This is a genomic window from Prosthecobacter algae (genome assembly GCF_039542385.1).
In the GTDB taxonomy this organism is placed as follows: domain Bacteria; phylum Verrucomicrobiota; class Verrucomicrobiia; order Verrucomicrobiales; family Verrucomicrobiaceae; genus Prosthecobacter; species Prosthecobacter algae.
Window position 1 is genome coordinate 118,591 of the sequence record NZ_BAABIA010000001.1, and the last position, 26,508, is coordinate 145,098.

Consider the following 26,508-nt stretch of genomic DNA (forward strand, 5'->3'; position numbering starts at 1 on the left):
AGGGCAAATGAATGGAGCGCGAACTTGCCGATCACCTCGAATCTCTGCACGCCGATGCCTACGGCTGGGCACTGCATTGCTGTGCAGGGGACTTTTCGCGGGCGGAAGAGGTGCTACAAAACGCCTACTTGAAGCTCGCCTCGGGGCGCAGTCGGCCTGCGGGAGCTTCTTCATTCAAGACGTGGTGGTTTGGCGTCATTCGCTACACCGCCCACGAGGAGTTTCGGCGGCTGCGCTACCGCGAATCCCTGCTGGGGAAACTTTGGCTGCAGATCAGTGGCGATTTTCAGGACCCACGCCCCTCTCCCTCGCATCAGGCGGAGCTGGACGAACAAACTTTGCAACTGCGAGCTGCCCTAGCCCAGTTGCCGACCCGTCAGGCAGAGGTGCTGCACCTAGTTTTTTATCAGGACCTCACATTGAGCGAGGCCGCTGTCGTGATGAAGGTCGGCCTGGGTTCCGTGCGACAGCATTACGAACGAGGCAAGGCCCGCCTGCGCAGTCTCCTACAAACCTCCGATTCCGATCATGAAAACCTCCTCCGATAACGACCTTCGCGCCCGCTTCCAAGCCCAGCGCCAGGCTGAGCGTGAGCAGGCCCCTTGTTGGGATGGGATTACTTTGCAGTCTCCGGGCCGTGCGCGGAAACCCATGCTGAATCTGCGCCTCCTGGCCCTGCCAGCCTGTGCCGCTGCTCTCCTGGTGCTCGTTACCTGGCTTGCCTTGCCTGCCCCGGCTCCACGACTGGTGGAGGCCCTACCCGTTCTGCTAGACAACCCTGCCGCGCCGCTCTTTGCCGGGCTCGAACCGGACACGGCTGCACCCAGTGATTTTCTGCTGCCTTCCTACCTTCAAATTGAACTGCCATGAAACGTCTGCTCTTCATTTTTCTCTGTGTTGCCTCGCCCCTCATCGCCGGGCCAGAAGCCTGGCTGGAGGCGGGGCTTTTAACGCCGGAAATGATCGCTTCCGTGAAGCCTGAACTTGGCCTAACAAGTGATCAGGAGTCTAAAATGGGTGTTTTAGCAAAGGAGGCTCTGGCCGCAGCCGAGCCTGTAGAAAAACAAGTGCGGGAGCGCGAACGGGAACTCACTCGCCTGTTGCGCCAGCCCACCTCCACCGCGGTAGAGGCAGAAGCTGCCCTGAAAACCTTGCTCGAAGCTGAGGCAGAGGTGAAACATATGCGCCTGCGCACCCTGCTGGCTTTGCGCGATGTGCTGACTCCTGAACAGCAGGAAAAGGCGGTGAAGCTGACACCTGGCCGACGGGCAAAAAACAGCAATGTGGAAGCCCGCATGAAAGAAAAGGCTCAGCGCCTCAAGACTGCTGTCGAGTCCCTGGGCGTACCGCCTACGCAGGCCATGCAGGAGCGTGGTGAGGCCATTGTGGCCCTTGTGCGAGGCGGCGACTATGGGGCCGCAGATCAGGCGCTGGATCAGCTCACCGCAGACAGCGGCCTTGATCAAGCTGAGAAGGTGACAGCCCCCGATTTCAGCCAGTTTTCACCCGGTGACATCGATTTGACCGTGCTGAAACAACGCTACACTGATGTCGAAGTGGCTGCCCAAAGGGTGGTTTCCATTCCTTTGGTTCGGCAATTGATCGAAGGCAAGAAAGCCCTCGAAGCTGCCAAACTTGCCGAAGATGCGGAGCAGGTGGGCCGCATCCTCACCTGGGCTGAAGAGTTGCTGAAAAAGTAAGCTTCACACGTGTTTACTGAACAGGGGGCCATGTTCTTGGACGTGACCGTTTATAGCCGCAGCCTGTAGGCCGCATCGCAGCGGGCGGCACAGTGCTCGGGTTCATAGCGTTGAAAGCCCGCCTTTTCATACATGCGCACGGCCTCCTTCAGCACCGCTGCCGTCTCCAGCCGCACTTCACTAAATCCGAGGGCGGTGGCACGTGACAGAGCATGCTGCAGCAAGGCCTTGCCAATGCCCAGCCCGCGATACTGCGGATGCAGGTACATTTTGCGCAGCTCGCAGATGCCGGGTTCCTGCGGCTGCAGGCCCACGCTGCCGATGACTCGGCCTTCTGTATTGGTCACCACATCAAAGCAGCCGCCGCGCTTTGCATAATGGCCTTCCAGGTCAAAGAGATCGGCGTCCGTCGTCTCGGGGTCCACTTGCAAGGCATAGTCTGCAAGGACGCTGAAAACGAGTGCTCGGACGGCATCGCAATCGGCTTGGGTGGCAGGGCGAAGTGTAAACTCTGGAGGCATGGGCAGGGGAGAAATGGACCTCCATAGCCCCTAGATTGCAAGTGCCTCAACGCCGACGACGCAGCCCGAGGCCGAGCAATGCTAGAGCCACCAGACTCAGTCGCCCCGGCTCTGGCACCAAGGTGATGGACAGGATGCCGGTGGTGAAAAGATCGTCCACATTCCATAGCAGGCCATCGGGCAGCATGGGTAGGTCATAGGAGGTAAAGCTACCTGTCACCGGGCTGCTGAGACCCGCCCAGTCAAATAGCTGCCACTGATCGTTGGCTGCCCAGGCGGTCATTTGGTTTGGGTTCAGCACGCGCAGAGTGCTGCCGCTGCCAAAACTGGCCAAGCCTGCGATGGCGAGCTGATCCGCCGCTGCTGCGTCCGTTGTGTTATTGCCCAGTCCAGCACCAGAGATGAGATCCAAGACGAGCGTGGCGTTGTTGTCCAAGGTCAGGGTTCCCAGGCCTGAGGTTTCGAGAGTCAGCTTCCCCGCCGCAATGGTGATGCCGGGCAGGCCGGGATTCAAAGCGCCGCCTTGGATGAGGATGGACTTGCCCGCTGCCGGGGCGATGCGGCCCGTGCCGCCCAGCGTCGCTCCTGCGCTCACTCGCACATTTCCCAGTCCCGTGGCGGAGCCCGTCAGCGGGTTGTTGGCCAGCAAGGTGCCTTGGGTCACGGTGGTATCGCCGGTGTAGGTGCTGTTTCCGGTTAGCGCCCAGGTGCCACGGCCTTCTTTCTCCAGGCGGGTGATGATGGTGGCGCTGGTGTCTGGGATGCTCACCACTTCATTCAGCCCTGTGTTGGTCCCGCTGAGGCGCAGGACTCGGTCTGAAGTGTTTGTGCCGCCGACGGTGAAAGGGGCCGTGAATTTGACGGTGCCTGTGCCGATATTTTCCAGCACCGCCACGGTGGAGGAGATGTCGGTGGCAAAGTCACTGTTGGTGATGGTGATGGGACGATTCGTCACCGAATCTGTGCGGCCCACATAGCGGATGATGGACACAGCAGGGGAATCCGTGGCGCTGGTGGTGGCATCTGAAAGTGTGATGATGCCTGCCGTGGCGTTGGCATTGCCTGTGCCGAGAGAGCTGACCTCACCAATGTTCGCCAGCTTTTCTACCTGGATGATGCCGCGTGAGATGATGGTGCGGCCCGCATAGGTGTTTTCGGCTCCCAGCATGATCAGGCCATTGATGGCGGCCATGCGCAGCTCCAGATTGTTTTCATTCGCCCCTGGCCCACCCAGACATCCAGTGCGAAAATCGCTGGGGATGGAGACCGATCCCGTCAGAGTCAGCCGGGATAAAGCCGTGGCTCCGCCGACAATGCGGTTATCCGTGCCAGTGCCCACGGCCTGCACGTAATCCACCGAGCCGAGGGTGGAAGCCGTGCTGCCACTGCCCAGGATGACCCGAGCGCTGCGTGCCCCGGTGCCGATGAGCAGCTCGCTCGAAGTCGATAAATCCCCGCCGCTGATCTGCACCGCACCTTCATACACCCGCAGGCTGCCGGTGAAGGTATTCACTCCACTCAGGATCAGCAATCCAGGCCCGGCTTTAGTGACAAAGGTGGGCACCGCTGCGGCGGAGGTGTTCAGGCTGTTGCTGATGGCGGATGTAATGATCAGCGGGGCATCGGTGTTGTTTTGAATGATGTTCAACTCCGGGCTGATGGCGGCGATGGCGGGGCTGGGGCGCAGGATGTTGGTCTCTATCCGCGTCGTGTTCGTGCCCACGGTGCTGGAGATGAGGATGGCCCCCGTGGTGAGTGTGGTGGTGGCATCACCATCGGTGATCAGCGTGGCCTGCGGCTGGGCGAAACGGAGACTGTCTGCTGTGGCATTGGCCGCCAGGGTGGTGGTGGGGATGCCTGCGGTGATGTCGGCATTGCCACTGAGTGTGGAGGCGGTGGAGGCCGTGTAACCGCTGATGGAAGAGAGCTTCACAATCGGGCGCGTACCGCCTGCCAGCACGCCTGTGGCGGCCCATTCGTCGCCATTCACACTGTCGCGGATGAAGGCAAAAGCGCGCCCGTTGTTGGTGAGGAGCGTATTGTTACTGCCCGTAGTGGTGAGCACGCTGCCGCCGGAGGGAAGGTCCAGCCCCAGGAGGCTGGCAAAGCTGCGTGTCAGGGTGCCAAAGGTGGCTGTGAGACTGGTCGCGCCGTTGGTATTGAGTTGGATATTGGCGTAGCCTGTGGTCGTGAGGTTGCCATGCGTTTGTGCATTCACCGCACCGGATTTGCCCGTGAGTTTGAGCGTGCTATTGGTTAGGCTCAAAGCCGCTGCGGCGACGCCATTGTAGAGGATATTGGTGGTGGGAGAAGTGGCGGCAGAAAAGTCCAGATGCACGGTGCCTGCCGTGGGCGTGATGGCCCCAGTAAACACCTGCGTGCCTGCAAAAGTCAGGGTGCCACCGCCGTCTTTGAAGACGACATTGGTGCCTGGATTGAGCCGCCCCTGAATGGTGATGTCACCACTGCCCCCAAAGGTGGTGGTGACTGCAGAGCCAGCCGCCGTGATGGCTTCCGTGGTGCCATTGACCGCTCTGAAAAGCAGCGTCCCTGACTCACTGTTGATGCGCATTGGTTGACTGGCCGTCACGGCGCGGGTGATTTCATTGTTGCCACTGGTATTGACCAGTGCGCCCGTGCCATTGAAACCCAGGCCATTGAGGACGATGGGCTCATCGACACTGATCCCGCCCGTGAGTCTTAGTGTAGCATCGGCCAACACGGTGGTGTTACCCAGGATGGTGCCCAGCGCGTTGGGGTGGGAGATTTCCACCACGCCACTGCCGATCTGTGTAGCCCCCGTGAAGGTGTTGGCCCCGGTCAGCACCGTTTTGCCCGTGCCATTGAAATACAGAGACAGCACATTCGCCCCATTGTTTTCGATGACGGAATTCACCGTGAGGGTGCCGCTTCTGGAAAGGTTGCTCAGCCAAAGTTGGCCGGTGCCAGTGCCAGCTCTCAAAGCGCCCGCACTGCCCACCACGCCAACGTCCAGGCTCATCGCATCGCGAGTGACCTGGATGCCGCCAGTGGTGCCCAGGCGCAGAACATTGCCCGTGCCGATGTCCACGGTGCGGGCGGAGGTCGCATCGTTCATGGACAGGGTATTGATTTGATAGGTACCCGTGCCGCCCAAAACGTTGCCCGTGGAGCCCGCGTGGATCGCCACATCCGCCGTGACCCCTGAGCTGGAAAGCAGGCCTGCGGTGGCGTAATTTGAACTGCCCTGAAAGGACGTCAATTTACCGCCAGAGACCTGCATCCAGGCACCGTGACCAGTGGTATTCACCACGGCGGACCAGGGACCTAAAAAGCCATCGGCCATGGTCGTGCTGACCACATCCGGTTGGCTGGTGGTGAGCGTGAGCGAGCCTGGACTGGTGCGCACCACATTGCCGATGCTGATCTTCATGCTGCCGCCGAAACCTGGATTCAGAACGAGGTTCGAGCGGGCCGCTGAGACGGCTAGATCCCCAAAACGCTGGGTGTTATCAGTGAAGTCTTTGCCCTGGAGAATGAAGACGCTGGGGGCCGTGGTGCCACCGATAAGGCTGAGGCTGCCGGGAGTGGCTAACCCGCTGTAAAGCATGTCTGCCTGTGGTGCGGCTGGTGCGGCGAAATTCAAGATGGTGATGCCTGCCGCCGTGGCTCCACTGCGGCCGATGATGGTGGCACCGCCGTAGGTGCTGGTGCCATTCAGCGTGACCACGCTATCCGTCGAAGTGGAAAAACGCTGGAAGCCAAAGTTGCCGCCGCCATCGGTGATGGCTGCATTGATTACCGTGTTGAGGATGCTGCGATTGGTATAGAGGGCGGCCTCTTCGCTGAGGGTGATCTGGCCATTGAACTGCATGTTGCTGCTGTCCACCCGGATGGCTCCATTGCCCTGCCCGTTCCCTGCGATGGTCATGGGCACGTTGTAGATATTCCCTGTGCCGCCTGCGGCCAACACGCTGCCGGATTGGACCACGATGCGCTCCATGCCGCTCACCGTATTGCTACCTGCCAGGAGCAAGAAGATACCATTGATGGAGGAGCGGCTGTTCACATTCAGTACACCGGTGAGGTTTGGGCTAGCCGTGGAAAAGCGAATGTATTGAAAGGCATTGATGCGTGTTTCATCTTTGCGCTGAAGCGTGAGGCCATTGCCCACCAGCACGGAATTAAGATTGATAAACAGCACGCCGGAACTGCCGCTGGAGGTGTTGTTCGCGGCCTCAATGATGGCGTTGTTGGCAAACTGAATCGTGCCGCCAGCGATGGTGTAGGCGCTGGTGACGGGAAGGTCCTGTATGGTGGAGGTGCTGAAGGGATTGAAGACCATGCCGCCCACCTTCACCGTGCCTTCCACGGCCACAGTGCCCCCTGTCTTCGTTGCGCTGGTGCCAAAGGCAGCGATGGTGCTGCCCGCATTATCCCAGACAGCGTTGCTGCTGCCATTCCACCAGTTGGTGTTAGTCAGATTCCAGTTGCCATTGCCATTTTGGACACCGGTCGTCACTGTATCGGCATCCCAGGTGAGCTGGGCGGGCAGCGGACCGCAGGCAAACATCAGCAGGCCAAAAAACAGGGGCAGGGGAGATGAAGCTTTCATGGTGCAGGAGAGTCGCCGCCCGCGCCGGGCCGTGGACTTCCTGCACCATGAGGTGCCTGTTTTTGGCTTCAGTTTCGGGGGGTATGAAGTCACTTAGCTTGGCCTGTGCCAAGACACCCCGTGCGGCCCGAAGTGGGCACAAACGGATGGGTTTCCATCCCCCGAGCATGTGCCCAGCCCTACAGCTCCACGCGGAAGGCATCTTTATCCGTGACGCTTTCGGCGAATCCTACCAAAAGGTCGATTACCTGCTCCACATCCCGCAGGTCGGCCATCTCCACCACGCTGTGCATGTAGCGCAGCGGCAGGGAGACGAGGGCACTGGGGATGCCGTGCTGCTGGGTGAAGATGACATCCGTATCCGTGCCGGTGAAACGGGAAGAGGATTCATGCTGGATGAGCATCTTTTTTTCCTCGGCCACGGCCATCAACCGCTTTACCACCTCGGGGTGATTGGCGCTGCCATGGGTGAGGCTGGGGCCGCCACCCAGAGTCACTTCGCCATGCTTCTTTACATCTACATTCGGGGTGTCCGTGGCATGGGTCACATCCAGCACGATGGCCACATCTGGCATCAGCCGATGAGCGGCCATCTTCGCCCCATTGCCGCCGATCTCTTCCTGCACGGCATTCACCGCCATCACGGAGGCGGGGAGGCGTGTCTTGCGCTTACTGAGGCGCGCGATGACCTCCGCGATGATGAATCCGCCGATGCGGTTGTCCAAAGCACGGCCTACCAGGCGATGCGCGCCGACCTCCTCCACCGTGTCTGAATACACCGCAGGGTGGCCCACGCGGATACCTGCATCGCTGACTTCGCCCGCGCTGCGTGCGCCGATGTCAATCCACAGCTCATGCACCTTCGGCGCTTTTTCATTGTCCCGATCTTCACGGATGTGAATGGCGATGTTGCCAATGATGCCACGCACCGTGCCTTTGTCTCCTAGGATGTCCACGCGGCGTCCACGTGCCGTCGCCACATCGCTGCCGCCCACACGATCCACGCTGATGAAGCCTTCTTTGGAGATGTATTTCACCATGTAGCCGATCTCATCTGCGTGAGCTTCAAACATGATCTTCTTCGGCTTCTTACCCTTGCCATCCAGCGTGGCCCAGGCGGTGCCGTAAGCATCGCTCTCCACCCGGTCGGCAAACTTGCCCACATACCCCGCCCACTTGCGCTGGCCGCGCACTTCAAAACCCGTGGGGCTCGGCGTGGAAAGGAGATCAAAAAGAAAAGTCTTGGAGGCGGCGGTCATAAGGCATGAAGAGATGTTACGTCTGTAAACGAGGTCTCAGCCGGAGCAAGCCTCGGCCAAGCGCGAATGATGGGCCTATCTGCCACGCTTCACTTCGGCACCACTGCTAAGTAATTGCGTACGGTGCTCCAGCCGGGGCGGTTGATTTCCTGGCCATCTGTCTGCCGGACGTAGAGCGCGGTGGAGCGGCCTCCATCCAGGTTCAGCGCTCTCTGAACCTGCATGTCGGGGAGCAGGCTATCACTGGCCAGAAGTTCTCCCAATCCCGCCAAAGTGGTGCTGCGGACGGTGCCCAGGGCCCAAAGGCGCTGACCGTCTGTGGCGATGAAGCTGCGGGCCGCGTACTTGGTGCGATTTAGCGAGGGCAAAGGCTGGCCCGCATCCACCAGTCGCGGTCCCGCCTGCACCATCTGAGTTACGCCTTTTTCGCCTAAAAACTCGGAATTCCACACGAGATAAGGTTCCTGCCCAATGACGACCATCGCCCCTGAAACGAGGCTGCTGCGCATGAACTGGCCAGTCGTGCGCCCATCGGCTATCATCAGGCCCAACGTAGAGAAGTTGGGGTGGAAAAAGCCTCCGTTCACTCCCGCGATAGCCCCCGCTTGGCGCATGATAGACGCCAGAACGTGGCCCCCTGCGTATTCCGTGGGCTGGTCCAGTACCCGTAGCGAGCAGCGCTGACTGTCAAAAATCACCACACTCAACTCAGCCTTGCCTTCGGCACTGCGAGCGGTGAATTCATAAAACTGCGCCCCCGATCCCAAAGAACTGCTGCGCACTGATGACGCCTGTTGCCAATGGGCGAAATCCCGAGGCGGTGCCATTGGGGGGTGTGCGGCACTGGTCGATGGCGCTACGCTAGGTTGAAAAATCGGGGGTGCTGGAGTGGTCTGAAACTCCTGCTGAACGCACTGGGTGAGACACAGGCTGGCCAGGAAGAGAAAAAGACAGGCTTTCATGGTGGCAATGCCATCAACCCGGGAGGGCAATATGGGCATTCACAATGAGAGCTTCGGGGCTGCTTTTTAGCCATTTTTGCATGGACTCCAAGGCATGAGCACGATGGCTGAGCTGATTTTTAGTCTCTGCGGGCAGTTCTCCAAAGGTTTGATTGTAACCTTGCGGCGTGAACATGGCATCATAGCCGAACCCCCCGCGGCCGCGCTCAATGGTGCTGACGTGGCCTTCGATCGTCCCATGTGTGACGTGCAGCACTTGACCATCTCGGATAAGGGCCAGACAGCAGCGGAATCGAGCCGAGAAAAACTGGCCTGGATTGGTGCTCACTCGGCGGAGCCGGTCCTTGAGAAATTTCCGGTTGTCAGCATCACTGGCGTCTTCCCCTGCATACCGAGCAGAACGAACACCTGGCTCCTTATTCAAAATGTCTACTTCGAGGCCAGAGTCATCCGCCAAGACCAGCATGCCTGGGCATGCTCGGCTACCTGCCTGGGCTTTGATGATCGCGTTTGCTTCGAAAGTACTGCCTGTTTCTTCTGGCTGCGTAACACCAGGATGGGAGTGAAAGTCTTGAACCTGCCATTCGGTTCCGAGCATGGCGGAAACCTCTTGAGTTTTATGGGCATTCGAAGTGGCAAGTAACAGTTCAGGCATAGGTTAGATGTAAGCAGGTCTTATAATGCAGGAATGACAGATGATCAAGTTGACAAGCCTTTACTGTTACTTGGTTAATTTATCCTGGTTCATGCATAATTATTTGATGATAACGTCAGTCTTTATTATCTAATGATAATACATTTAAATGTATAATAATTTGATTTAAGATGGCGGAATCTAGGGTAAGCTTAGGTTGTTTGAATGCCGCTGAAAGTCATTTTTGAAGTGCGGCTGGGGCATGCGGCTCTTCATTCGCGATATAAAACGCTGCGTTTTCTGATGGATAATCGCAGTGTTGTCGGGGCCAAGCATGTGGCTCGCTGGGATTTTCCTTTGACCCCACCCCCCCGCACGGCTAAAACGGGCATCCCTTTCCATGCCTGCTTCAGACCGTCAACACACGCTGGCCAAGCCCGCCTCCATCACCGGCACTTCACTGCATACCGGTGAGCAAGTCACCCTCACCCTGCAGCCTGCGCCGGAGAACTTCGGTTTCAAGTTTCGCCGCATGGATCTGGAGGACAAGCCTTTCATCCCGGCCCTGGTGGAGAAAGTGCAGAAGGTGGAACGTGCGACCACCATCGCCGAGGGCGGTGTGAATGTGCATACGGTGGAGCATGTCATTAGCGCTCTGGCTGGCATGGGCGTGGACAATGCCATCATTGAGATGGATGCCAATGAGCCCCCCATCGTGGACGGCAGTTCCCAGCCCTTTGTGGAACTGATCAAAAAAGCAGGCCTTCAGGAGCAGTCAGAGCCGCGCAAGATTTTCGAGATCCGTGAGCCGATTTATCAGGAGACCCGCGATGGAACCATCATCACCATCGTGCCGGACAAAAAGTTCCGCATCAGTTGCACCAACGTGGGGCCGGAAGGGCGCTTCACCCAGTATATCTCCCTGGAGATCAATCCGGAGACGTATGAAAAGGAAATCGCCCCGGCTCGCACCTTTGTTTATTATGAAGACATCGCTCCGCTGATGGAGAAGGGGCTGATCAAGGGTGGGACACTGGAAGCCGCAGTGGTTGTCCGTGGGGAAACGCTGCTGTCGAAGCAGCCCCTGCGTTTCAACAACGAGTTCGTCCGCCACAAGATTCTCGACATCATTGGTGACCTCATGCTTTCGGGCAAACGGATCACCGGTCATGTCATCGCCGTGCGTCCAGGCCACGGCCCCAATACCGAGATGGCTCGTGCCATTGTCTCCCAATACAACGCCATGCGCGCCATGGTGCCGCCGGCGGTGAACATCCCAAGTGGTGAGGCCGTGCTGGACATCAATGAGGTGATGAACATCCTGCCTCATCGCTATCCCTTCCTGCTGGTGGACCGCATCATTGGCTTTGAAGGTGAGACCAAGTGCCGTGGCATCAAGAATGTCACCATCAATGAGCAGTTCTTCCAGGGGCATTTCCCAGGCCACCCGATCATGCCAGGGGTGCTGCAACTCGAGGCGATGGCTCAAGTGGCCAGCATCGTGCTTCTGAGAATGCCAAGCCACCAGGGCAAGATCGGCTACTTCCTAAGCGCCAACAACGTCAAGTGGCGGAAGCCCGTGGTTCCTGGCGACACGCTCATCATTGAGACTGAGATCACGAAGGCCAAGCGCAGCATCGCCCAGGCCATTGGGCGCTGTCTGGTCAATGGCCAGGTCGTCTCCGAAGCCGAACTGATGTTCAACGTGGTTGATCGTTAGTCGGCCCGCCGAGCAGGGCCTTTCCTGCCTTTTTATCCTCCAGTCTGACCCGCTGCTCCATCACTCATGCCCATTCATCCCACTGCCATCATTGATCCTTCTGCAAAAATTGGTGCTGATGTCACGATCGGCCCCTACTGCATCATTGGAGCGGGCGTAGAACTGGGCGATGGCACCACGCTACAGCATCACGTGACCGTCATAGGTCCGACGAAGATCGGGAAAAACAACCGGTTTTATGCCTATGGCTCCATTGGCCAGCAGACGCAGGATTTGAAGTATGCGGCGGAGCCGACGTACCTGGAGATTGGTGACGACAACACCTTCCGCGAGTTTTGTTCTGTGCACCGAGCCACCAGCCCTGGTGATAAAACGGTGATCGGCAGCCACAATAATTTCCTCTCTTATGTGCACATCGCCCACGACTGCATCGTGGGTAACCATGTCATTTTTTCGAACAACGGCACCCTCGCTGGCCATGTGGTGGTGGAGGACCACGTGATTTTAGGAGGGCTCAGCGCCGTGCATCAGTTCTGCCGAATTGGCACCCGCAGCATCATTGGCGGCTGCTCGAAAGTGGTTCAGGATGTGACGCCGTACAGCACTGCCGATGGCAATCCGGCCCGCACTCGCGGGCTAAACATTGTGGGGCTGCAGCGGGCGGGTTTTACCCGTGAGCAGATGCGCGCCATCCGTGCCGCCTTCCGCAAAGTCTATCGCAGCGGCTTGAACAATGCCCAGGCTGTGGAGGAACTGCGCAGCGGCCCGCTGACGACGGAAGCGACCGTTTTCACGGATTTTGTTTCCACCACAAAACGCGGTATCACCCCAGGGAGCAAAGCTGGTGTGGAAGACGGCGAGGATTGATCGCGCCTTCCACTGCAAAGCACATTTAAGCCGTCTTTTCCATCAGGCCATGCTGGATGCAGTATTGCACCAGCTCTGGCAGGGACTTGACCCGCAGCTTTTCCATGAGGCGCACCCGGTAAGTGCTGACGGTCTTGCTGCTGAGGCTGAGATCGGAGGCGATTTCTTTGATGGCATCGCCGTTGATCAGCTTGCGCAGCACCTGAAACTCCCGCTCGGAGAGCGTCGTATGGGGCTGCTCCTGGAAATCGGAACGGACAAAGGCGGCCAGATTTTGGGCCAGATTAGGACTGATGTAATTCTGACCCACCAGGATTTCCTTGATGGCTTTGAGAAACTCACCGGTGCCGGCGCTCTTGCAAACATAGCCTGCAGCTCCAGCCTTGAAAGCCCGGACGCCATAGACGGATTCATCATGTCCGCTGCAAACTAGAACCGCAGGAGCGTGGGGACGTGCTTTCATTTCGGCCAGAAAGTCTAACCCGTTCCGCCCCGGAATGGTCACGTCCAGGATCACCACATCCCATGACTGGGCGGCCATCATATCTTGGGCTTCCTGGTAAGTGCCGGCTTCGCCGAACTCATAACTGCCCAGCGTCATCATCGCGTGCTTGTAGGCGTCGCGCATGAGCTGGTGATCATCAACAATGAGAACTCTCTTCATTAATCTCAAATTTGGCGGAACTTTTTGTGAAATACAGCAATAATTATGGATTCATCAATCAGATTTGCGACTTACTCGTGTCGAAGGGCCTCAACAGGGTTCATCCGGGCTGCCCTACGGGCGGGATAGATGCCAAAAGCAATGCCAGTGAAGACGGAGATCAGGAAGGCCAGGGCAGGGGACCATATTTTGACAACCGTGGTTACACCAGCAAAGTGTTCCACCGCAATCGGGATGGAGACACCAACGATGACGCCGAGCACCCCCCCGGCACCTGAGAGCAGGACGGTTTCAATAAGGAATTGGACAACGATGTCCGCCTGACGTGCGCCCATGGCGCGTCGGATGCCGATCTCGCGGGTGCGCTCCGTAACGCTCGCCAGCATGATGTTCATGATGCCGATGCCACCCACCAGCAGGGAGATGGCAGCGATGCTGCCGAGCACGATGCTGAAGATCTGCTTGGTACGCTCCGCCTGGCGAAGCAATTCGACGGGGACGATGATGCGCCAGTCTTCCTTTTTGTGATTCTTCGTCATGAGATGGCGGATAGCATTGGCCCGGCTTTCCACCTGGTTCACGTCTTCCACGCGTATGATGGCCTCGTGGAACTCGACTTTTTCCGCCTCAAAGCTACCGCTGCGCATGCGAAAGAAGGTCTCGCCATACTGGTCCATCAGCGTGGAAAAGGGAATCATCACCTGGGCGCTGCCCACATTGCTGGTGTTGCTGCCGCTGTCGCCCCCCACGCGCTGTCCCTCATCTTCCATGATGCCCAGAATCTTGTAGTAGTAGCCTTTGACGCGCACGGATTTGCCTGTGGGGGTAGAAAGCGGGAAGAGTTTGGCCGCTGCCGTCTGGTTCAGCACGCAGACGGGCAGTTTTTCATTGAGTTCCAGATCGGTGAAAAAGCGGCCCTGAATCACCGTGCGGTTGCGCATCTGCGGATAAACCGGCAGCACGCCCAGGATCTGGCCGTCCACGCTGCGGTCCAAGTTCCAAATGTTTTCGCTGAGGATGCGACTTGGCACTACGACGCTGACGCCGGGCACTGTCTGGCGGATCTGCTGCATGTCACGGGTGGTGAGGCCGTATTCCAAGACCATGCTGCGCGCCTCAGCGGAGGATCCCTGGCCGTCTGGCGGTTTCACGCTTTCGAGAATGATGTTTTGGCTTCCCAGCCGACGGATCTGCTCCTGCGCCTCATGGCTGGCACCTTCGCCGATGGCCAGCATGGCCACGACTGAAGCCACCCCAAAAATGACCCCCAGGGCGGTTAGAAAGGAGCGTAGCTTGTTGAGCCAAATGCTCTTCATCCCCAGGGAAACGGTGCGCCACAAATGCTGGGGCGAGGCAAAAAGACGGAGGATGGGATGGCGGGCTAACAGAGACATCTATCAAAAAGGGGGGCTTATAGCACGGTGTGAGAGGGCGGGTTCCTTCAAATGTCCAAGGATTAGTGATAAATCCCGTGCCGAGATGAGGGGGATTTTACTGCTTGCGACGAAGAGTCGGCCCCGTTAGAGCCGCTGACGATGCGTGCATTTGCTGCCCTCTCTCTGCTGCTGTTTTTGCCGGGTTGTACGGAGTTGGCCGATCATGGTCCCGCCTCAGCCCGCACCCTGGCACGGATGGAAACGCAGGCTGTGACAAAGGATGTTTTTCTTCGCCGCATGCAGACTGTCGTGCCCCTGCCGACTTCTCCCGTCACGCTTCCATTCAAGCTCGTGGATGGGGTGCCTGTGGCAAAGGCAAGGCTGAACAATCATGGTCCTGTGCCCATGATGCTGGATACCGGGGCCTCTCGCACGATGGTCCAGGCTTCGTTGGTCGTGGAGGCCAAGGTCCCTGTCATGCATGCCTCGGATGCCACCGTGGAATTGCAAGGCATCGTTGGGCGCGAGCAGGGGCGCATCGGCCTGCTGGATCCATTGACGCTGGGTTCCTGGTCGCTGCATGGCTATCCCTGTCTCGTTAGGACTTACGAAAACAGGCTGACGAACCGCCGTGGGGCCAGCCGGTTCCCCGAATGCCTGCTGGGATTCGATGTGGCTCTAAACCGTTGTACTTTCTTGACCCTCGATTACACCTCCAACGAGATCACCTTTAGTTTTCAGGAAAGATTCAGGCCTCAAACAGGCAAAAGGTTGGCGAGCACGCCTTTCCGGCTGAAGCAAGGGGTGCCTGTCATCACCCTGCGCTCCGGTGCTGTGAGATGGGAGGCGATTGTGGATACGGGATCCTTTAACAAGATCGAGATCAGCGAATCACTGGCGGGTCGCCTTGGGGTGCAGCAGCAGGGAGAACAAGTGAAGGGGCTGTATCTCATGGCAGTAGGGGGCACGGTGACGTCTGGCCAGGCTAATTTGCGCACGGTCAAGCTGGCGGATCTGAAGCTGGCAGGGGACCAATATCGGGATGTTCGAGTGGACATCGCCCCCGGGCCGCCAAGGGTGGGCAGCTTTTTCCTGAAGGACTATCGAGTCACCTTCGATATGAGGCGGAAACTTCTCCATCTGGAGTGGTGACAACATTCAGGCTGTCCATCCGTCCCAGAAACCGCTAAAAAATTCATTTCCAGAGTTGCAAAGCCCTTCCGGACTTCTATTCTCCAACCTGCTTGTGAAATTTTTCACAAGCGCATTCACCGAGATTTTATGGGTAATTTCTTTCCGCGTTGGACCAATTGGCTGCCTCTCAAGCTGGCCGTCGGGGTCGCATTCATCGCTTTTGGGGTGAGTGTGGGCGTCGCTTATTATTTCACCCCCAAGTACACACGGGTGGGGTATGAGCCGACACAGCCTGTACCATTCTCCCACAAGATTCACGCAGGCCAGCTCGGCCTGGACTGTCGTTACTGCCACTCCTTCGTGGAGAATTCCAGTCACGCCAACGTGCCGACCAACCAGACCTGCTTCAATTGCCACGGCCCAGGCAAAGGCAACGTTAAGTCTGCCAGTCCGAAGCTGGAACTTGTTGTCAAGGCTCATGAAACCAAGCAGCCCATCCCATGGGTTAAGGTACACAAGGCCCCTGACTACGTTTATTTCAATCACAGTGCTCACTTGAATCGCGGCATCTCCTGCCAGTCCTGCCACGGACAGGTCAATGAGATGGAAGTCGTGAAGCATGCTGAGCCTCAGTCCATGGGTTGGTGCCTTGATTGCCATCGCAACCCGGAGCAAAAGCTCCGTCCGCTGGATCAGATAACGAATCTGAACTATAAGCCTGAGCAGCTCGACCGTGCCGCTTTCTACCAGAGTCTCATCGCCAAAGGTGTGAAGACGGGTGAGATTGCTGAAACCATCCAGGAGGGCGGCAAAGCTGCCTCGATTGAAGAGCTTGTCTCTCTGGCCTCCGTCACTTTCGGCAAGCAGGTGACCCAGCTCGAAGTGGGCAGCCAGCTCAAGAAGCACTGGCAGGTGCAACCACCTGAAAACTGCACATCCTGCCACCGCTAACCCTGCGCCCCCTTTTTATCGCCCCTCATGAAACGCATCTGGAATCACCCCGAAGAGCCTCAGACCGGCAAGCGCTACTGGCGCAGCACTGGCGAACTGGAGCAGCGCTCGGAGTTTCTGAACAAACTCGGTGTCGAGTTCCCCGCCGGTGACACCCTGAACGAGGAAGAGCGCGAGACCTCTCGCCGTGATTTCCTCAAGCTCATGGGTGCTTCCACAGCGATGATGGGCCTGGCCTCCTGCCGCCGTCCGCTGACGAACATCCTTCCTTACACGGACCACGTGGAGTGGGTTGTTCCTGGCAAACCTCTTCTTTACGCGACGGTCAAGCCAACCGCGACGGGCGCCATCCCGATGGTGGCCATCACTCATGAAGGCCGCCCAACGCACCTTCAGGGCAATCCTCTTCACCCCCTCGGTGGTGGTTTGGACAGCTTCGCCCAGGCCTCCATCCTGGACGTGTATGATCCAGAGCGTTCCCAGGCCCCTCTTGCCGCCGGCAAAAAGACCTCTTGGGATTCTGCCAATAAGATTCTGACAGCGGCTATCGAAGCCTCCAAAAAAACCGCAGGTGCCGATCTGGCCCTCGTTGTCGGTAGCACTACCTCACCGACCACCCATCGCCTCCTGGGCGAAATCAAGGCCGCCCTGCCTCAGGTCAAACTCATTGGTTACGAGGCCCTCGGCACCGAAGCTCAGTTCCAGTCCAACAAGGACGTGCTGGGTGCGGGTGTGAAGACCTTTGTTCGCTTCAGCAAGGCGCTGCGCATTCTCTCCCTTGATTGCGATTTCCTCGGGCTCGACCCTGTTGCAGGCGAGCCGATCAAGCAGTTCACCAAGCAGCGTTCCAAAGACGCTCCTGGCGGTGACATGAACCGTCTCTACACGCTGGAAAACCGTTACACCGTCACGGGTGGTATGGCCGACCATCGCAAGCCTCTGGCAGCAAGCCTCATCCCCGTCGCCGCAGCGGTCATCGCTTCGGAATTGGGTGAAGCCTCCGCCAAAGCTCTGGCAGACACCGCTTCCGAAGAGCTCAAGAAGTGGCTGGCTCCCGCCATCGCTGACTTGTTGGATAACAAAGGCAAGTCCGTTGTCCTCGCTGGTTCCCGCTACGGCGCTGAAGTGCACGCTCTCGTCGCTGCCATCAACAACGCCCTCGGTGCCTACGGTGAAACCGTTGGCTTGCTACAGTCCACCGGCGAAGCTGAATTCGGCACTCTGACTGATCTCACCACGGCTCTGGCCGCTGGCACTGTGAAGACCGTGATCTCCCTCACGCCTTCCAACCTCCTGTTTGATGCTCCAGACGCCGTCGCTCTGGCCACGACGATCAAGGACAAGGCTGTTCAGTTGATCCATCTCGGTCACTTGGCAGATCTCACGGCATCAAAAGCTGCCCTGCACATTCCTTCGGCGCATTATCTGGAATCTTGGAGCGACGTCCGCGCCGCGGATGGCACCTATTCTATCGTTCAGCCGCTAATCCTGCCTCTCTACGACGGCGTCAGCGAAACCGAACTTCTTCTCGCCATCCTGGGCCGCAAGAAAATCGGTCCTGCCGAAGCTGTGAAGGCTGAAGCGGGTGCTCCAGCGCCCGAAGATCCGGCCTACCAGGCCGTGCGTGACACTTTCGCAGCCGTCGTCGGCAGCCTGGATGAAGTGAAGTGGAACCTGACCCTGCGTGATGGTTTCCTCAAAGGCTCTTCCTATGTGAAAGCGACGGGCGTGGTTAATACCACCGCCATCGGCACCCTGGTGGCTGCTGCCAAGGCTGCTCCCGTTGCCCCGACGGTCGAGTCCCTCGAAGTCGTCCTCACTCCTGACTCAGGCGTCTATGATGGTCGTTACGTCAACAATGCTTGGTTGCAGGAAGCTCCAGACCCCATCACCAAGCTCACTTGGGACAATGCCGCCTGGATCGGTGCCGCCACCTTCCGCGCGTTGGGTCTCAAGGAAGGACAGAAGGTTCAGATCACCATCGGTGACACGGTCCTGAAGATCGCCGCCATCGAAGCTCCCGGCCACGTCTCGAATTCCATCACAATCCCCGTCGGTTACGGCCAGGAAAACCTCGGTTTCATCGGCTCCGGTGACTTTGACAAGCGCAAGGGTTTTGTCCGTGGTTTCAATGCCTACCCGCTTCGCAAGAAGCTGGGCGATTACGTCTTCACGGGCGCTAAGATCGAGAAGCTCGAAGAATACTATGAGCTGGCAGTGACGCAGGAGCACAACACGATGGAAGGCCGTGCGCTTTATCGTGAAGGCACCCTCGATACCTTTGCCAAAAAGCCCGACTTCGCCCAGACCACGGGCATGGACGGCCACATCCCGCAGAACATCTCCTTCTACAAAGGCCAGGTGGGCGTGCGCAGCGAGACGAATCCCGAAGGTTTTGACTACGAGAAGCAGCACCAGTGGGGCATGACGATTGACCTCAGCAAGTGCTTGGGTTGCAACGCTTGTAACATTGCTTGTACCTCCGAAAACAACATCGCGGTTGTTGGTAAAGATCAGGTCCGCAAAGGCCGTCTCATGCAGTGGATCCGTATGGACCGCTACTTCGCCAGCGCCACCTGGGGTGAAAACAACGCGAAGTCGGATGACGTCAACGTCGAGCCTACCGTCGAGCAGCTTGAAAATGCTGAGATGGTGCAGCAGCCCGTCGCCTGCCAGCAGTGCGAATCCGCTCCTTGTGAAACCGTCTGCCCGGTGAATGCCACGGTGCATACCACGGATGGTCTGAACGCCATGGCCTATAACCGTTGCATCGGCACCCGTTATTGCGCCAACAACTGCCCTTACACAGCGCGTCGTTTCAACTGGTTCGACTACAACAAGCGTCCTCTGGATGAGCTTTACTGGGGTCCGCTTTCCACCGCTGAGAAGACTGGCGTGCGTGAGTCCGTGCAGCTTCAGAAGAATCCAAACGTCACCGTCCGTATGCGCGGTGTCATCGAGAAGTGCACTTACTGCGTCCAGCGCCTGGAAGCAGCCAAGATTCAGCAGAAGCAGAAGCAGCGTGATTCGAAGAACTTCCGTATCCCGACGGATTCCGTCAAGGTGGCCTGTCAGGCTGCCTGCTCCACGGATGCCATCGTCTTCGGTGACCTTGCCGATCCAAAGTCTGCGGTCGTGAAGTCGAAGGCTTCTCCTCGCAACTATCAGCTTCTCAAATACATCGGTACCCAGCCTCGCACGAGCTACCTGGCCCGTCTGCGCAATCCTAACAAAAACATGCCAGGCTGGAAAGACATTGCCGCCTGGAGCGCCCACCAAATCTAAGCCGGAACCATGGAAGCCACCGCTACCACTCACTCAACGGAAGCCCACACTGGCCCCGCTCGCATCCTGGATCGCGAGCCCCTGGTGCTGAACAACCGTTCCTACTCCTGGATCACCAACCGCATCTGCGGGATCGTGGAAAACAAGCAGCCCATGCTTTGGTGGGTGCTGTTTGTGCCCTCCGTCCTGCTGACGTTGCTCACCGTGTTCTGCTTCACTTACCTCATCTCCACCGGCGTCGGTGTTTGGGGTCAGAAGCAGCCCGTCGCCTGGGCCTGGGACATCACGAACTTCGTGTTCTGGATCGGTATCGGCCACGCCGGTACCCTCATCTCCGCCATTCTTTTCCTGACTCGTCAGAAGTGGCGTACGTCGGTGAACCGTGCTGCTGAGGCCATGACCATCTTTGCCGTGATGTGCGCCGGTTTGTTCCCGGCCTTCCACGTCGGTCGTGTCTGGATGGTGTGGTTCCTCGCTCCGATCCCGAACGCCAACGCGGTCTGGCAGAACTTTAAGTCGCCGCTCCTTTGGGACGTGTTCGCCGTGTCCACCTACTTCACGGTGTCCGCCGTGTTCTGGTTTCTCGGTCTGGTGCCTGACTTGGCCACCCTGCGTGACCGCTGCAAACCCGGCCTGCGCAAGACCCTCTACGGCATCTTCTCCCTCGGCTGGCGCGGTGCCAACCGTCACTGGAGCCACTACGAAACGGCCTACATGTTGTTGGCGGCTCTCTCCACCCCGCTGGTGCTTTCCGTGCACTCCGTGGTGTCCTTCGACTTCGCCACCTCCATCGTTCCTGGTTGGCACACCACCATCTTCCCGCCTTACTTCGTGGCTGGCGCTATCTTCGGCGGTTTCGCCATGGTGCTCACGCTTATGATCCCGGTCTCGAAGATCTATGGCCTGGGCGACCTCATTACGCCCAAGCACATTGATAACATGGCCAAGATCATCCTGCTCACAGGAACGATCGTCGGTTACGCCTACTGCATGGAGTTCTTCATCGCTTACTACGGTGCGAACAAGTATGAGCTTCAGACCTTCCAGCTTCGCGGTCTTTACGGTCCTTCCACCTGGGCTTACTACTTCATGTTCGGGTTCAACGTGTTTGCCCCGCAGCTTTTCTGGTATCGCCCCTTCCGCCACAATCTGTGGGTCGTCATGTTCGTCTGTATGTGCGTGAACGCTGGCATGTGGTTCGAGCGTTACGTGATCATCGCCACCACGCTGGAGCGCCATCTCACCCCAGGTTCCTGGCGTGTGTATGAGGCCACTTGGGTGGATAAATACACCTTCCTCGGCACCTTCGGCCTGTTCATGATGTTGTTCCTGCTGTTCCTGCGCTTCCTACCAGTCATCGCCATCGGTGAAGTGAAGGGCGTGCTGCCTCAGTCCAATCCTCATGCGAGCGATCACGACGAGAAGGGCATTCAGGAGGAGGACCTCATGAACTACTCCGACCGCCACGTGGCTAAGACCGTCGCCTGATGCGGATTTCAAATTTTACCTTTTAAAATCCATCGTGAGCACCACCCTCAAAAGAGTACACGGCTTCCTCGCTGAATTCGACAGCGTTCAGGATCTCTATCATGCCGCCGAGCATGTCCGCGATGCTGGTTACCAGCGCTGGGATGTGCATACGCCCTTCCCGATTCACGGCATGGATGCCGCCATGGGCGTGAAGCGTTCCAAGCTGCCCTATTTCGTCTTCTTCGGCGGTCTGACCGGCACCTGCGTGGCCTTCACCCTGCAGACGCTGACCCAGACCACCTTCTGGTCGGACATCGGTCTCGGTTTCCTTCAGACTCTGGCTGAAACCTACCCCACGGTGGTGCAGGCCAAGCCGACTCACATCTGGACGCTGCCAGCGTTCTTCCCCGTGATGTTCGAGCTGACGATTCTGTTCTCCGCCTTCACCGTGCTGTTCGGCCTGCTCTCCATGATCGGCCTGCCACGTCTGAACCATCCTCTGTTCGTCTCTAAGCGTTTCGCCAAGTTCTCCGATGACGGCTTCTTTGTCTGCATCGAAGCCCGCGATCCGAAGTTCTCCCAGGAAGGCACGAAGTCTTTCCTCGAGAAGCTCGGTGGCAAGAACATCGAACTGATCGAAGACGACATTTAGTCGCGATTATTGTTTGGATCTCCATTCCTAACAGCCCATCGAAAGATGGGCTGTTTTGTTTTCTTCGAGTCTTCTAGGAGAACGGTGACCGTTAGCAACGGACGAGCCCTGCTGGCCGGCTCAGTTTGAGCCGCGTAGTTTTTTCACTTCGTCGGCCAGGATCTCCAAGCCTTCTTGGACGATGTGGGCTGGCTGGCTGTAGGTGAGTCGCAGGCATTCGTGGGGATGCTTCCATTCACCCTCCAAGCCAAAGGCAAAGTAGTGGCCGGGAATGACGAGCACCTTGCGGGCTTTGAGTCGGCGATAGAGTTCGGCAGCCGTGATGGGCAGATCCTTGAGCCAGAGCCAAAGAAAGAAGGCGCCCTCCTGCGCGTGCAGGGCCCAGGGGACGGAATCTCCCAGGGCGTGGGTCAGGGCGGCTTTGGCAAAGTCGGACCGTTCCTTGTAAAAGGGGCGGATGGTTTCGCGGCCCAAACGCAGCAAGGTGTCGTCCTTCAGCAACGGCCCGAGCAGAGCTTGACCGACATTGCCATTCGCCAGGGAGACGATGGCGTTCATGTTGGACAGGGCTTTAACGATGGCGGGATCGGCGACCACCACAGAGGTGCGCACGCCGGGCAGGCCGACTTTGGATAGGCTGATGCTGAAGATCATCCCTGGCTCCCACTTCGGCCGGAAGCTGCCATGGATCACATCTGGGAAGGGGTGGCCGTAGGCGTTGTCGATCATCAGGGGGATGCCATGATGCCGGGCGAGTTCACGCAATTGGTTAAACTCGGCCTCTGTTAGGACATTGCCTGTTGGATTCGTCGGGCAGGAGACGCACATGGCGGCGATATCCGGCGTGATTTTGAGCTGCTCAAAATCCACGTGGTATTTGAACTCACGCTCTCCCTGTGGGGTGATGATGGGACGGCAGGCGGTGAACTGGCCTTCGGTCAGGGCCTGGTTGGCGTAGCCGATGTAGTCTGGAAGCAGGGGGAACAGGATGCGTTTTTTCCCCGTGGGGGTGTCACCGGCCAAGAGATTGAAGAGCAGAAAAAAGGCGCTCTGGCTGCTGGGCATGACAGCGATGTTTTCGCTGGTCACGTCCCAGCCGCACTCGCGTTTTAGAAAGGTGGCAAAGGCCTCACGAAAGACGGGATTGCCACCTGGAGGATCATAATTCAACAGGGTGCGGTCCAGGCTGCCATCCTCCAACATGGTCTGCATCTGCCTGCGCCACAAGGCCTGCACCTCGGGTATGGCGGCAGGCTGGCCCCCGCCCAGCATGCGCATGTCTGGAGTGATGGAGAGGGCCTCGCCTAGGTCATCCATCAGTTCTTGAATGCCACAGGGGCCTGAAAGCCGCTGACCGATGGTGGAGAAGGTGGACATGGGAAGGGTAGGGCGGTTGGCGGGGTAAAGTCGCTGAGGCTGAAGTAGCTCACCACAGCATCGTGCTTTCGTCACCCGTTGATTCGCCCTTTCTTCACTCCACGTGGGTGCTGATCCATCCACGCAAATCAAAGTCATCCGCCACTTTTTCCAACTGCCAGCGACCGTCTGCATTGAGCCGAAAGGTGCCGATCCATTTCTGATGCCAGGATTCAGGCTCGATCATGCTGAGGTGGTGTTTTCCTTCCACAGCGTAAAGATGGTAAACCTCGCCAATCACCGGCTCGAAACCAAAATGGGCCTCGTAGATGAGCTTGTTCCAATTGAAGGAATCAATGACCTGAAGATATTTTTCGCGCAGTTCGATGAGTTCCTGCTGTAGCTCGCGCTCAACCCGGGAGACGCCCCGGCTTTTGAAATTGGTGAGGTCCTGCGGGATGATTTTTGCGCCCAGCCTTGAGGTGGGGTAATGCAGGAAATTTCCGCGTGGGGTGGTTTGCGCGAGGTCGGTTTCGATTGGGTCGTGAGCCATGGAGTCGGGAGTGGAGTCCTTGCATTACGCCAGCCGGAGCGGTGCGGTTTGGATTGAAAAGGCCCGCAGAGTCCGTTAGCGTCATTCTTATGCGTTTCCGCCACGGTTTCTTTCTTTGTCTTGCCGTCTCCTTGAGTGCCTGTGTCAACAGCGTGCCCACGGCGGAAAAGCTGGATGAGCTGGAGCACAAGGTCCGCGCCGAATACCGGCAGGAGTACGTACTGCTGGAAGATCAGCGGCGCAGCGGCGCACTGGATGCTGAAGGCTACAAGCTGGCCAAAGACCAACTGGACCAGCGGGTGCAAAACCGGGTGGATACCATGGCCTGGAGCCGCCATGCCCTGGTGCAGAGCGACATGAAGGCGAATGCCATCCCCACCCCGGACAAGCCCCAGCTCAATTTGCCCCCAGGAGTCGGCACGTTGCAGGGATCCGTCTATAACTCGACCCGTCAGAATGGTCTGGGCAGCCAGGTCATGGGCACGATGATGCAGGAAATGGGCGGCACCACCATCAATGGCCGTCGTCCAGGAACGGTGTATGACGACCAGTAATGGCCTGCCATGACGGATGACCGGCTCGATACCCTGGCTGCGGCAGTCGTGCGGCAGACCATGCGCAGCCTGCCTGAAAGCATTCGTGAGGCCGCCAAGGGCTGTGTGATTGAGCCTGTTTTCATGGCGGACTGCCTTGCTGCCGGGGAGGCCATCGAGGATGATCTGCTGGGCCTTTTTGAGGGAAACTCGCTGGCGGATCCTGAGCCGGAGTTTCCCGGGCATCTGCCGCGAATCCGGCTTTTTCTCGACAATCTTTGGGACTACGCAGAAGGCAAACCGGAAACATACCGGGACGAGGTGCGCGTGACCTTGCTGCATGAGCTGGGGCATTACCTGGGCTTTGATGAAGAGCAGGTTGCGGATCTGGGGCTGGCCTGAAGTCATGGCGGAACGCAATCCGTGTTCGACTTTTCCCAGAAGTCAGTATCTTCGCCACCCCATGTTTCGCGCTGCTCTTACCGATCGTCTCCAGGCCGCTTTCACCACCGCTGGCATTGTTTTGCCAGAGGGTTTCCCTGTCTCGGTGGAACTCGCCTCAGACACCCGATTTGGCGATTACCAGAGCAATGCGGCCATGACGCTGGCCAAGCAACTGAAGACCAATCCGCGTGCCCTCGCGGAGCAGATCAAGGCTTCCTTCTCAGCCGATGAACTGTGCAGTGAGGTGAGCATTGCCGGACCTGGTTTCCTGAATTTCCGCATCAGTCCTGCCGCGCTTTCGGCCAAGGTACAGGCCATCACCACCGGTACGTCCTGTGACGTGGTGCAGGTGGCACAGCCCAAGACCATCGTCATTGATTTCAGTGCGCCTAACATCGCCAAGCCTATGCATGTGGGGCACATCCGCAGTACCTTCATTGGCGACTGTCTGGCCCGTGTGAGTCGGTTTGTTGGCCACAAGGTCATCACAGACAATCACGTGGGCGACTGGGGCACCCAGTTCGGCATGATCATTCATGGCTGGAAGACCCAGCTCGACCATGAGGCGCTGAAAAAGCACCCCATTCAGGAACTGGTGCGCACCTACAAACTCATCAATGCCGAGGCCAAAGCGGATGAAACCGTGCTGACCCTCTGCAAGACCGAGCTGGTGAAATTGCAGCAGGGCGACGAGGAAAACCTCGCCATCTGGAAGGAATGCGTGCGGCTTACCCTCGTGCAATTGGAAGAGGTGTATGGCACCTTGGACATCGAGTTTGACCATTACCTGGGCGAAAGTTTCTACAACGAGGCGCTGGGACCCTTGGTGACGGATCTGCTCTCTCGCGGCATCGCCGTTTTGAGCGAAGGCGCGGCGGTGATCTTTAGCGAAGGCACGGCGGCCGTGGAGGATGATCCCTTCATGACGCGTGACCGCGAGACGAAGGAGTGGGTGCAGCTTCCGTTGATCATTCAAAAGTCCGATGGCGGTTTCCTCTATGGCACCACCGACCTCGCGACCATCAACTACCGCGTCCAGGAGTGGCAGGCGGATGAAATCTGGTACGTCGTGGGTGCTCCGCAGCAGCTTCACTTCCGTCAAGTCTTCGCCGCCGCCAAACGCATGGGCCACAGCACCGGCATGATGCACATCGCCTTTGGCAGCATCCTGGGGCCGGATGGCAAGATGTTCAAAACCCGTAGTGGTGAAACCGTGGGCCTCCTCGAAGTCATCGAGGAAGCGATTGAGCGTGCCCGCGCGGCGGCTGAAGAGAAAGATCAAGGCCTCTCCGATGCGGAGAAGGACGAGATCGCCCGCATCATCGGCAGTGGCTCCGTGAAGTATGCCGAGCTGAGCCAGAATCGTCTCACCGATTATAAATTTAGCTGGGATAAGATGCTGTCCTTGCAGGGCAATACCGCGCCTTACCTCATCAATGCGTATGTGCGCACGCGCGCCATCTTCCGCAAGCTGGAGGGCAGCGAGGTCACGCTGACACCTGAGATCGCGCTCACCGAGCCTGCCGAAATCGCCCTGGCGATGAAGCTGGCCCAGTTCGCTGAGGCGACCCATGACGTGCTGGTGGATCACCGCCCGAACACGCTGGCTAACTACTTGTATGAACTGGCCAATACGTACCACAGCTTTTACGAAGCCTGTCACGTGCTGAACAGCGCGGGCGTCGTTCGCAATACCCGTCTCACTTTGTGTGAGGCGACGAGTCGGGTGCTGAAGACCGGGCTCGGTTTGCTGGGCATCCAGACGACGGAGCGGATGTAAAGTGGTGCGGGCACTCCTGCCTGCAATTCTTCGAACCTTGATGGCTCTAGCGG

General features: G+C 58.2%; 22 protein-coding genes. 13 read left to right on the plus strand and 9 right to left on the minus strand.

Annotated features, from left to right (window positions below):
* Positions 1 to 11: 11 nt before the first annotated feature.
* The 3 genes from ABEB25_RS00465 to ABEB25_RS00475 are packed head-to-tail and all read left to right on the plus strand — an operon-like array spanning position 12 to position 1,700.
* On the plus strand, positions 12 to 548 hold the full coding sequence (locus ABEB25_RS00465; protein WP_345734403.1) for an RNA polymerase sigma factor: 537 nt from the start codon (positions 12 to 14) through the stop codon (positions 546 to 548).
* On the plus strand, positions 529 to 870 hold the full coding sequence (locus ABEB25_RS00470) for a hypothetical protein (RefSeq protein WP_345734404.1): 342 nt from the start codon (positions 529 to 531) through the stop codon (positions 868 to 870). Before ABEB25_RS00465 ends, ABEB25_RS00470 begins: the two co-directional genes overlap by 20 nt.
* Positions 867 to 1,700, plus strand: coding sequence for a Spy/CpxP family protein refolding chaperone (locus tag ABEB25_RS00475; protein WP_345734405.1), 834 nt, complete (start codon positions 867 to 869; stop codon positions 1,698 to 1,700). Before ABEB25_RS00470 ends, ABEB25_RS00475 begins: the two co-directional genes overlap by 4 nt.
* 50 nt (positions 1,701 to 1,750) lie before the next feature.
* On the opposite strand, the gene ABEB25_RS00480 is transcribed toward ABEB25_RS00475, so the two are convergent.
* The 5 genes from ABEB25_RS00480 to rdgB form a co-directional block, all read right to left on the minus strand.
* Positions 1,751 to 2,221 (minus strand): GNAT family N-acetyltransferase, encoded by a 471-nt coding sequence (locus ABEB25_RS00480; RefSeq protein WP_345734406.1) that lies wholly within the window; start codon positions 2,219 to 2,221, stop codon positions 1,751 to 1,753.
* Positions 2,222 to 2,267: 46 nt separating this feature from the next.
* Entirely contained in the window at positions 2,268 to 6,815 is a 4,548-nt protein-coding gene (locus ABEB25_RS00485; RefSeq protein ID WP_345734407.1) for a beta strand repeat-containing protein, read from the minus strand.
* Positions 6,816 to 6,994: 179 nt separating this feature from the next.
* The gene (locus tag ABEB25_RS00490; RefSeq protein ID WP_345734408.1) at positions 6,995 to 8,074 is read right to left on the minus strand and encodes a M42 family metallopeptidase; all 1,080 of its coding nucleotides are present in this window, start codon (positions 8,072 to 8,074) and stop codon (positions 6,995 to 6,997) included.
* An 89-nt stretch (positions 8,075 to 8,163) separates the two neighbouring features.
* Positions 8,164 to 8,856: a phosphodiester glycosidase family protein gene (locus ABEB25_RS00495; RefSeq protein WP_345734409.1), complete on the minus strand. Its 693-nt coding sequence runs from the start codon at positions 8,854 to 8,856 to the stop codon at positions 8,164 to 8,166.
* A gap of 193 nt (positions 8,857 to 9,049) precedes the next feature.
* Complete coding sequence (gene rdgB, locus ABEB25_RS00500; protein ID WP_345734410.1) at positions 9,050 to 9,691, minus strand: RdgB/HAM1 family non-canonical purine NTP pyrophosphatase; 642 nt, start codon at positions 9,689 to 9,691, stop codon at positions 9,050 to 9,052.
* Positions 9,692 to 10,070: 379 nt separating this feature from the next.
* Here rdgB and ABEB25_RS00505 point away from each other — a divergent pair, with 379 nt between their 5' ends.
* Complete coding sequence (locus ABEB25_RS00505; protein WP_345734411.1) at positions 10,071 to 11,390, plus strand: bifunctional UDP-3-O-[3-hydroxymyristoyl] N-acetylglucosamine deacetylase/3-hydroxyacyl-ACP dehydratase; 1,320 nt, start codon at positions 10,071 to 10,073, stop codon at positions 11,388 to 11,390.
* 66 nt (positions 11,391 to 11,456) lie between these two features.
* On the plus strand, positions 11,457 to 12,257 hold the full coding sequence (gene lpxA / locus ABEB25_RS00510) for an acyl-ACP--UDP-N-acetylglucosamine O-acyltransferase (RefSeq protein WP_345734412.1): 801 nt from the start codon (positions 11,457 to 11,459) through the stop codon (positions 12,255 to 12,257).
* A 25-nt stretch (positions 12,258 to 12,282) separates the two neighbouring features.
* On the opposite strand, the gene ABEB25_RS00515 is transcribed toward lpxA, so the two are convergent.
* Both ABEB25_RS00515 and ABEB25_RS00520 read right to left on the minus strand, forming a co-directional pair.
* Positions 12,283 to 12,921: a response regulator gene (locus ABEB25_RS00515; RefSeq protein ID WP_345734413.1), complete on the minus strand. Its 639-nt coding sequence runs from the start codon at positions 12,919 to 12,921 to the stop codon at positions 12,283 to 12,285.
* A gap of 71 nt (positions 12,922 to 12,992) precedes the next feature.
* Positions 12,993 to 14,315 carry an ABC transporter permease gene (locus ABEB25_RS00520; RefSeq protein ID WP_345734414.1) on the minus strand — a complete coding sequence of 441 codons (1,323 nt, stop codon included), beginning with the start codon at positions 14,313 to 14,315 and terminating at the stop codon, positions 12,993 to 12,995.
* Positions 14,316 to 14,456: 141 nt separating this feature from the next.
* Between ABEB25_RS00520 and ABEB25_RS00525 the strand changes: the two genes are divergently transcribed.
* The 5 genes from ABEB25_RS00525 to ABEB25_RS00545 all read left to right on the plus strand — a co-directional run bounded on the left by ABEB25_RS00525 (position 14,457) and on the right by ABEB25_RS00545 (position 21,789).
* On the plus strand, positions 14,457 to 15,449 hold the full coding sequence (locus ABEB25_RS00525) for an aspartyl protease family protein (RefSeq protein ID WP_345734415.1): 993 nt from the start codon (positions 14,457 to 14,459) through the stop codon (positions 15,447 to 15,449).
* 129 nt (positions 15,450 to 15,578) lie between these two features.
* Positions 15,579 to 16,382, plus strand: a complete 804-nt coding sequence (locus tag ABEB25_RS00530) for a cytochrome c3 family protein (protein WP_345734416.1) — start codon at positions 15,579 to 15,581, stop codon at positions 16,380 to 16,382.
* Positions 16,383 to 16,409: 27 nt separating this feature from the next.
* Positions 16,410 to 19,667 (plus strand): TAT-variant-translocated molybdopterin oxidoreductase, encoded by a 3,258-nt coding sequence (locus tag ABEB25_RS00535; protein ID WP_345734417.1) that lies wholly within the window; start codon positions 16,410 to 16,412, stop codon positions 19,665 to 19,667.
* Positions 19,668 to 19,676: 9 nt separating this feature from the next.
* Complete coding sequence (gene nrfD / locus ABEB25_RS00540; RefSeq protein ID WP_184207730.1) at positions 19,677 to 21,155, plus strand: NrfD/PsrC family molybdoenzyme membrane anchor subunit; 1,479 nt, start codon at positions 19,677 to 19,679, stop codon at positions 21,153 to 21,155.
* 34 nt (positions 21,156 to 21,189) lie between these two features.
* A complete protein-coding gene (locus tag ABEB25_RS00545) occupies positions 21,190 to 21,789 on the plus strand; it encodes a DUF3341 domain-containing protein (protein ID WP_345734418.1) in 600 nt (199 codons plus the stop codon).
* 120 nt (positions 21,790 to 21,909) lie between these two features.
* Here the strand turns inward: ABEB25_RS00545 and ABEB25_RS00550 are convergent, their stop codons facing one another.
* Complete coding sequence (locus ABEB25_RS00550; RefSeq protein WP_345734419.1) at positions 21,910 to 23,166, minus strand: valine--pyruvate transaminase; 1,257 nt, start codon at positions 23,164 to 23,166, stop codon at positions 21,910 to 21,912.
* Between the two features lie 94 nt (positions 23,167 to 23,260).
* Positions 23,261 to 23,698: a DUF2452 domain-containing protein gene (locus ABEB25_RS00555; RefSeq protein WP_345734420.1), complete on the minus strand. Its 438-nt coding sequence runs from the start codon at positions 23,696 to 23,698 to the stop codon at positions 23,261 to 23,263.
* 89 nt (positions 23,699 to 23,787) lie between these two features.
* On the opposite strand from ABEB25_RS00555, the gene ABEB25_RS00560 reads away from it, so the two are divergent.
* The 3 genes from ABEB25_RS00560 to argS all read left to right on the plus strand — a co-directional run bounded on the left by ABEB25_RS00560 (position 23,788) and on the right by argS (position 26,455).
* On the plus strand, positions 23,788 to 24,252 hold the full coding sequence (locus ABEB25_RS00560) for a hypothetical protein (RefSeq protein WP_345734421.1): 465 nt from the start codon (positions 23,788 to 23,790) through the stop codon (positions 24,250 to 24,252).
* A gap of 9 nt (positions 24,253 to 24,261) precedes the next feature.
* The gene (locus tag ABEB25_RS00565) at positions 24,262 to 24,633 is read left to right on the plus strand and encodes a metallopeptidase family protein (RefSeq protein ID WP_345734422.1); all 372 of its coding nucleotides are present in this window, start codon (positions 24,262 to 24,264) and stop codon (positions 24,631 to 24,633) included.
* Positions 24,634 to 24,694: 61 nt separating this feature from the next.
* Positions 24,695 to 26,455 carry an arginine--tRNA ligase gene (gene argS, locus ABEB25_RS00570; protein WP_345734423.1) on the plus strand — a complete coding sequence of 587 codons (1,761 nt, stop codon included), beginning with the start codon at positions 24,695 to 24,697 and terminating at the stop codon, positions 26,453 to 26,455.
* Positions 26,456 to 26,508: the final 53 nt, after the last annotated feature.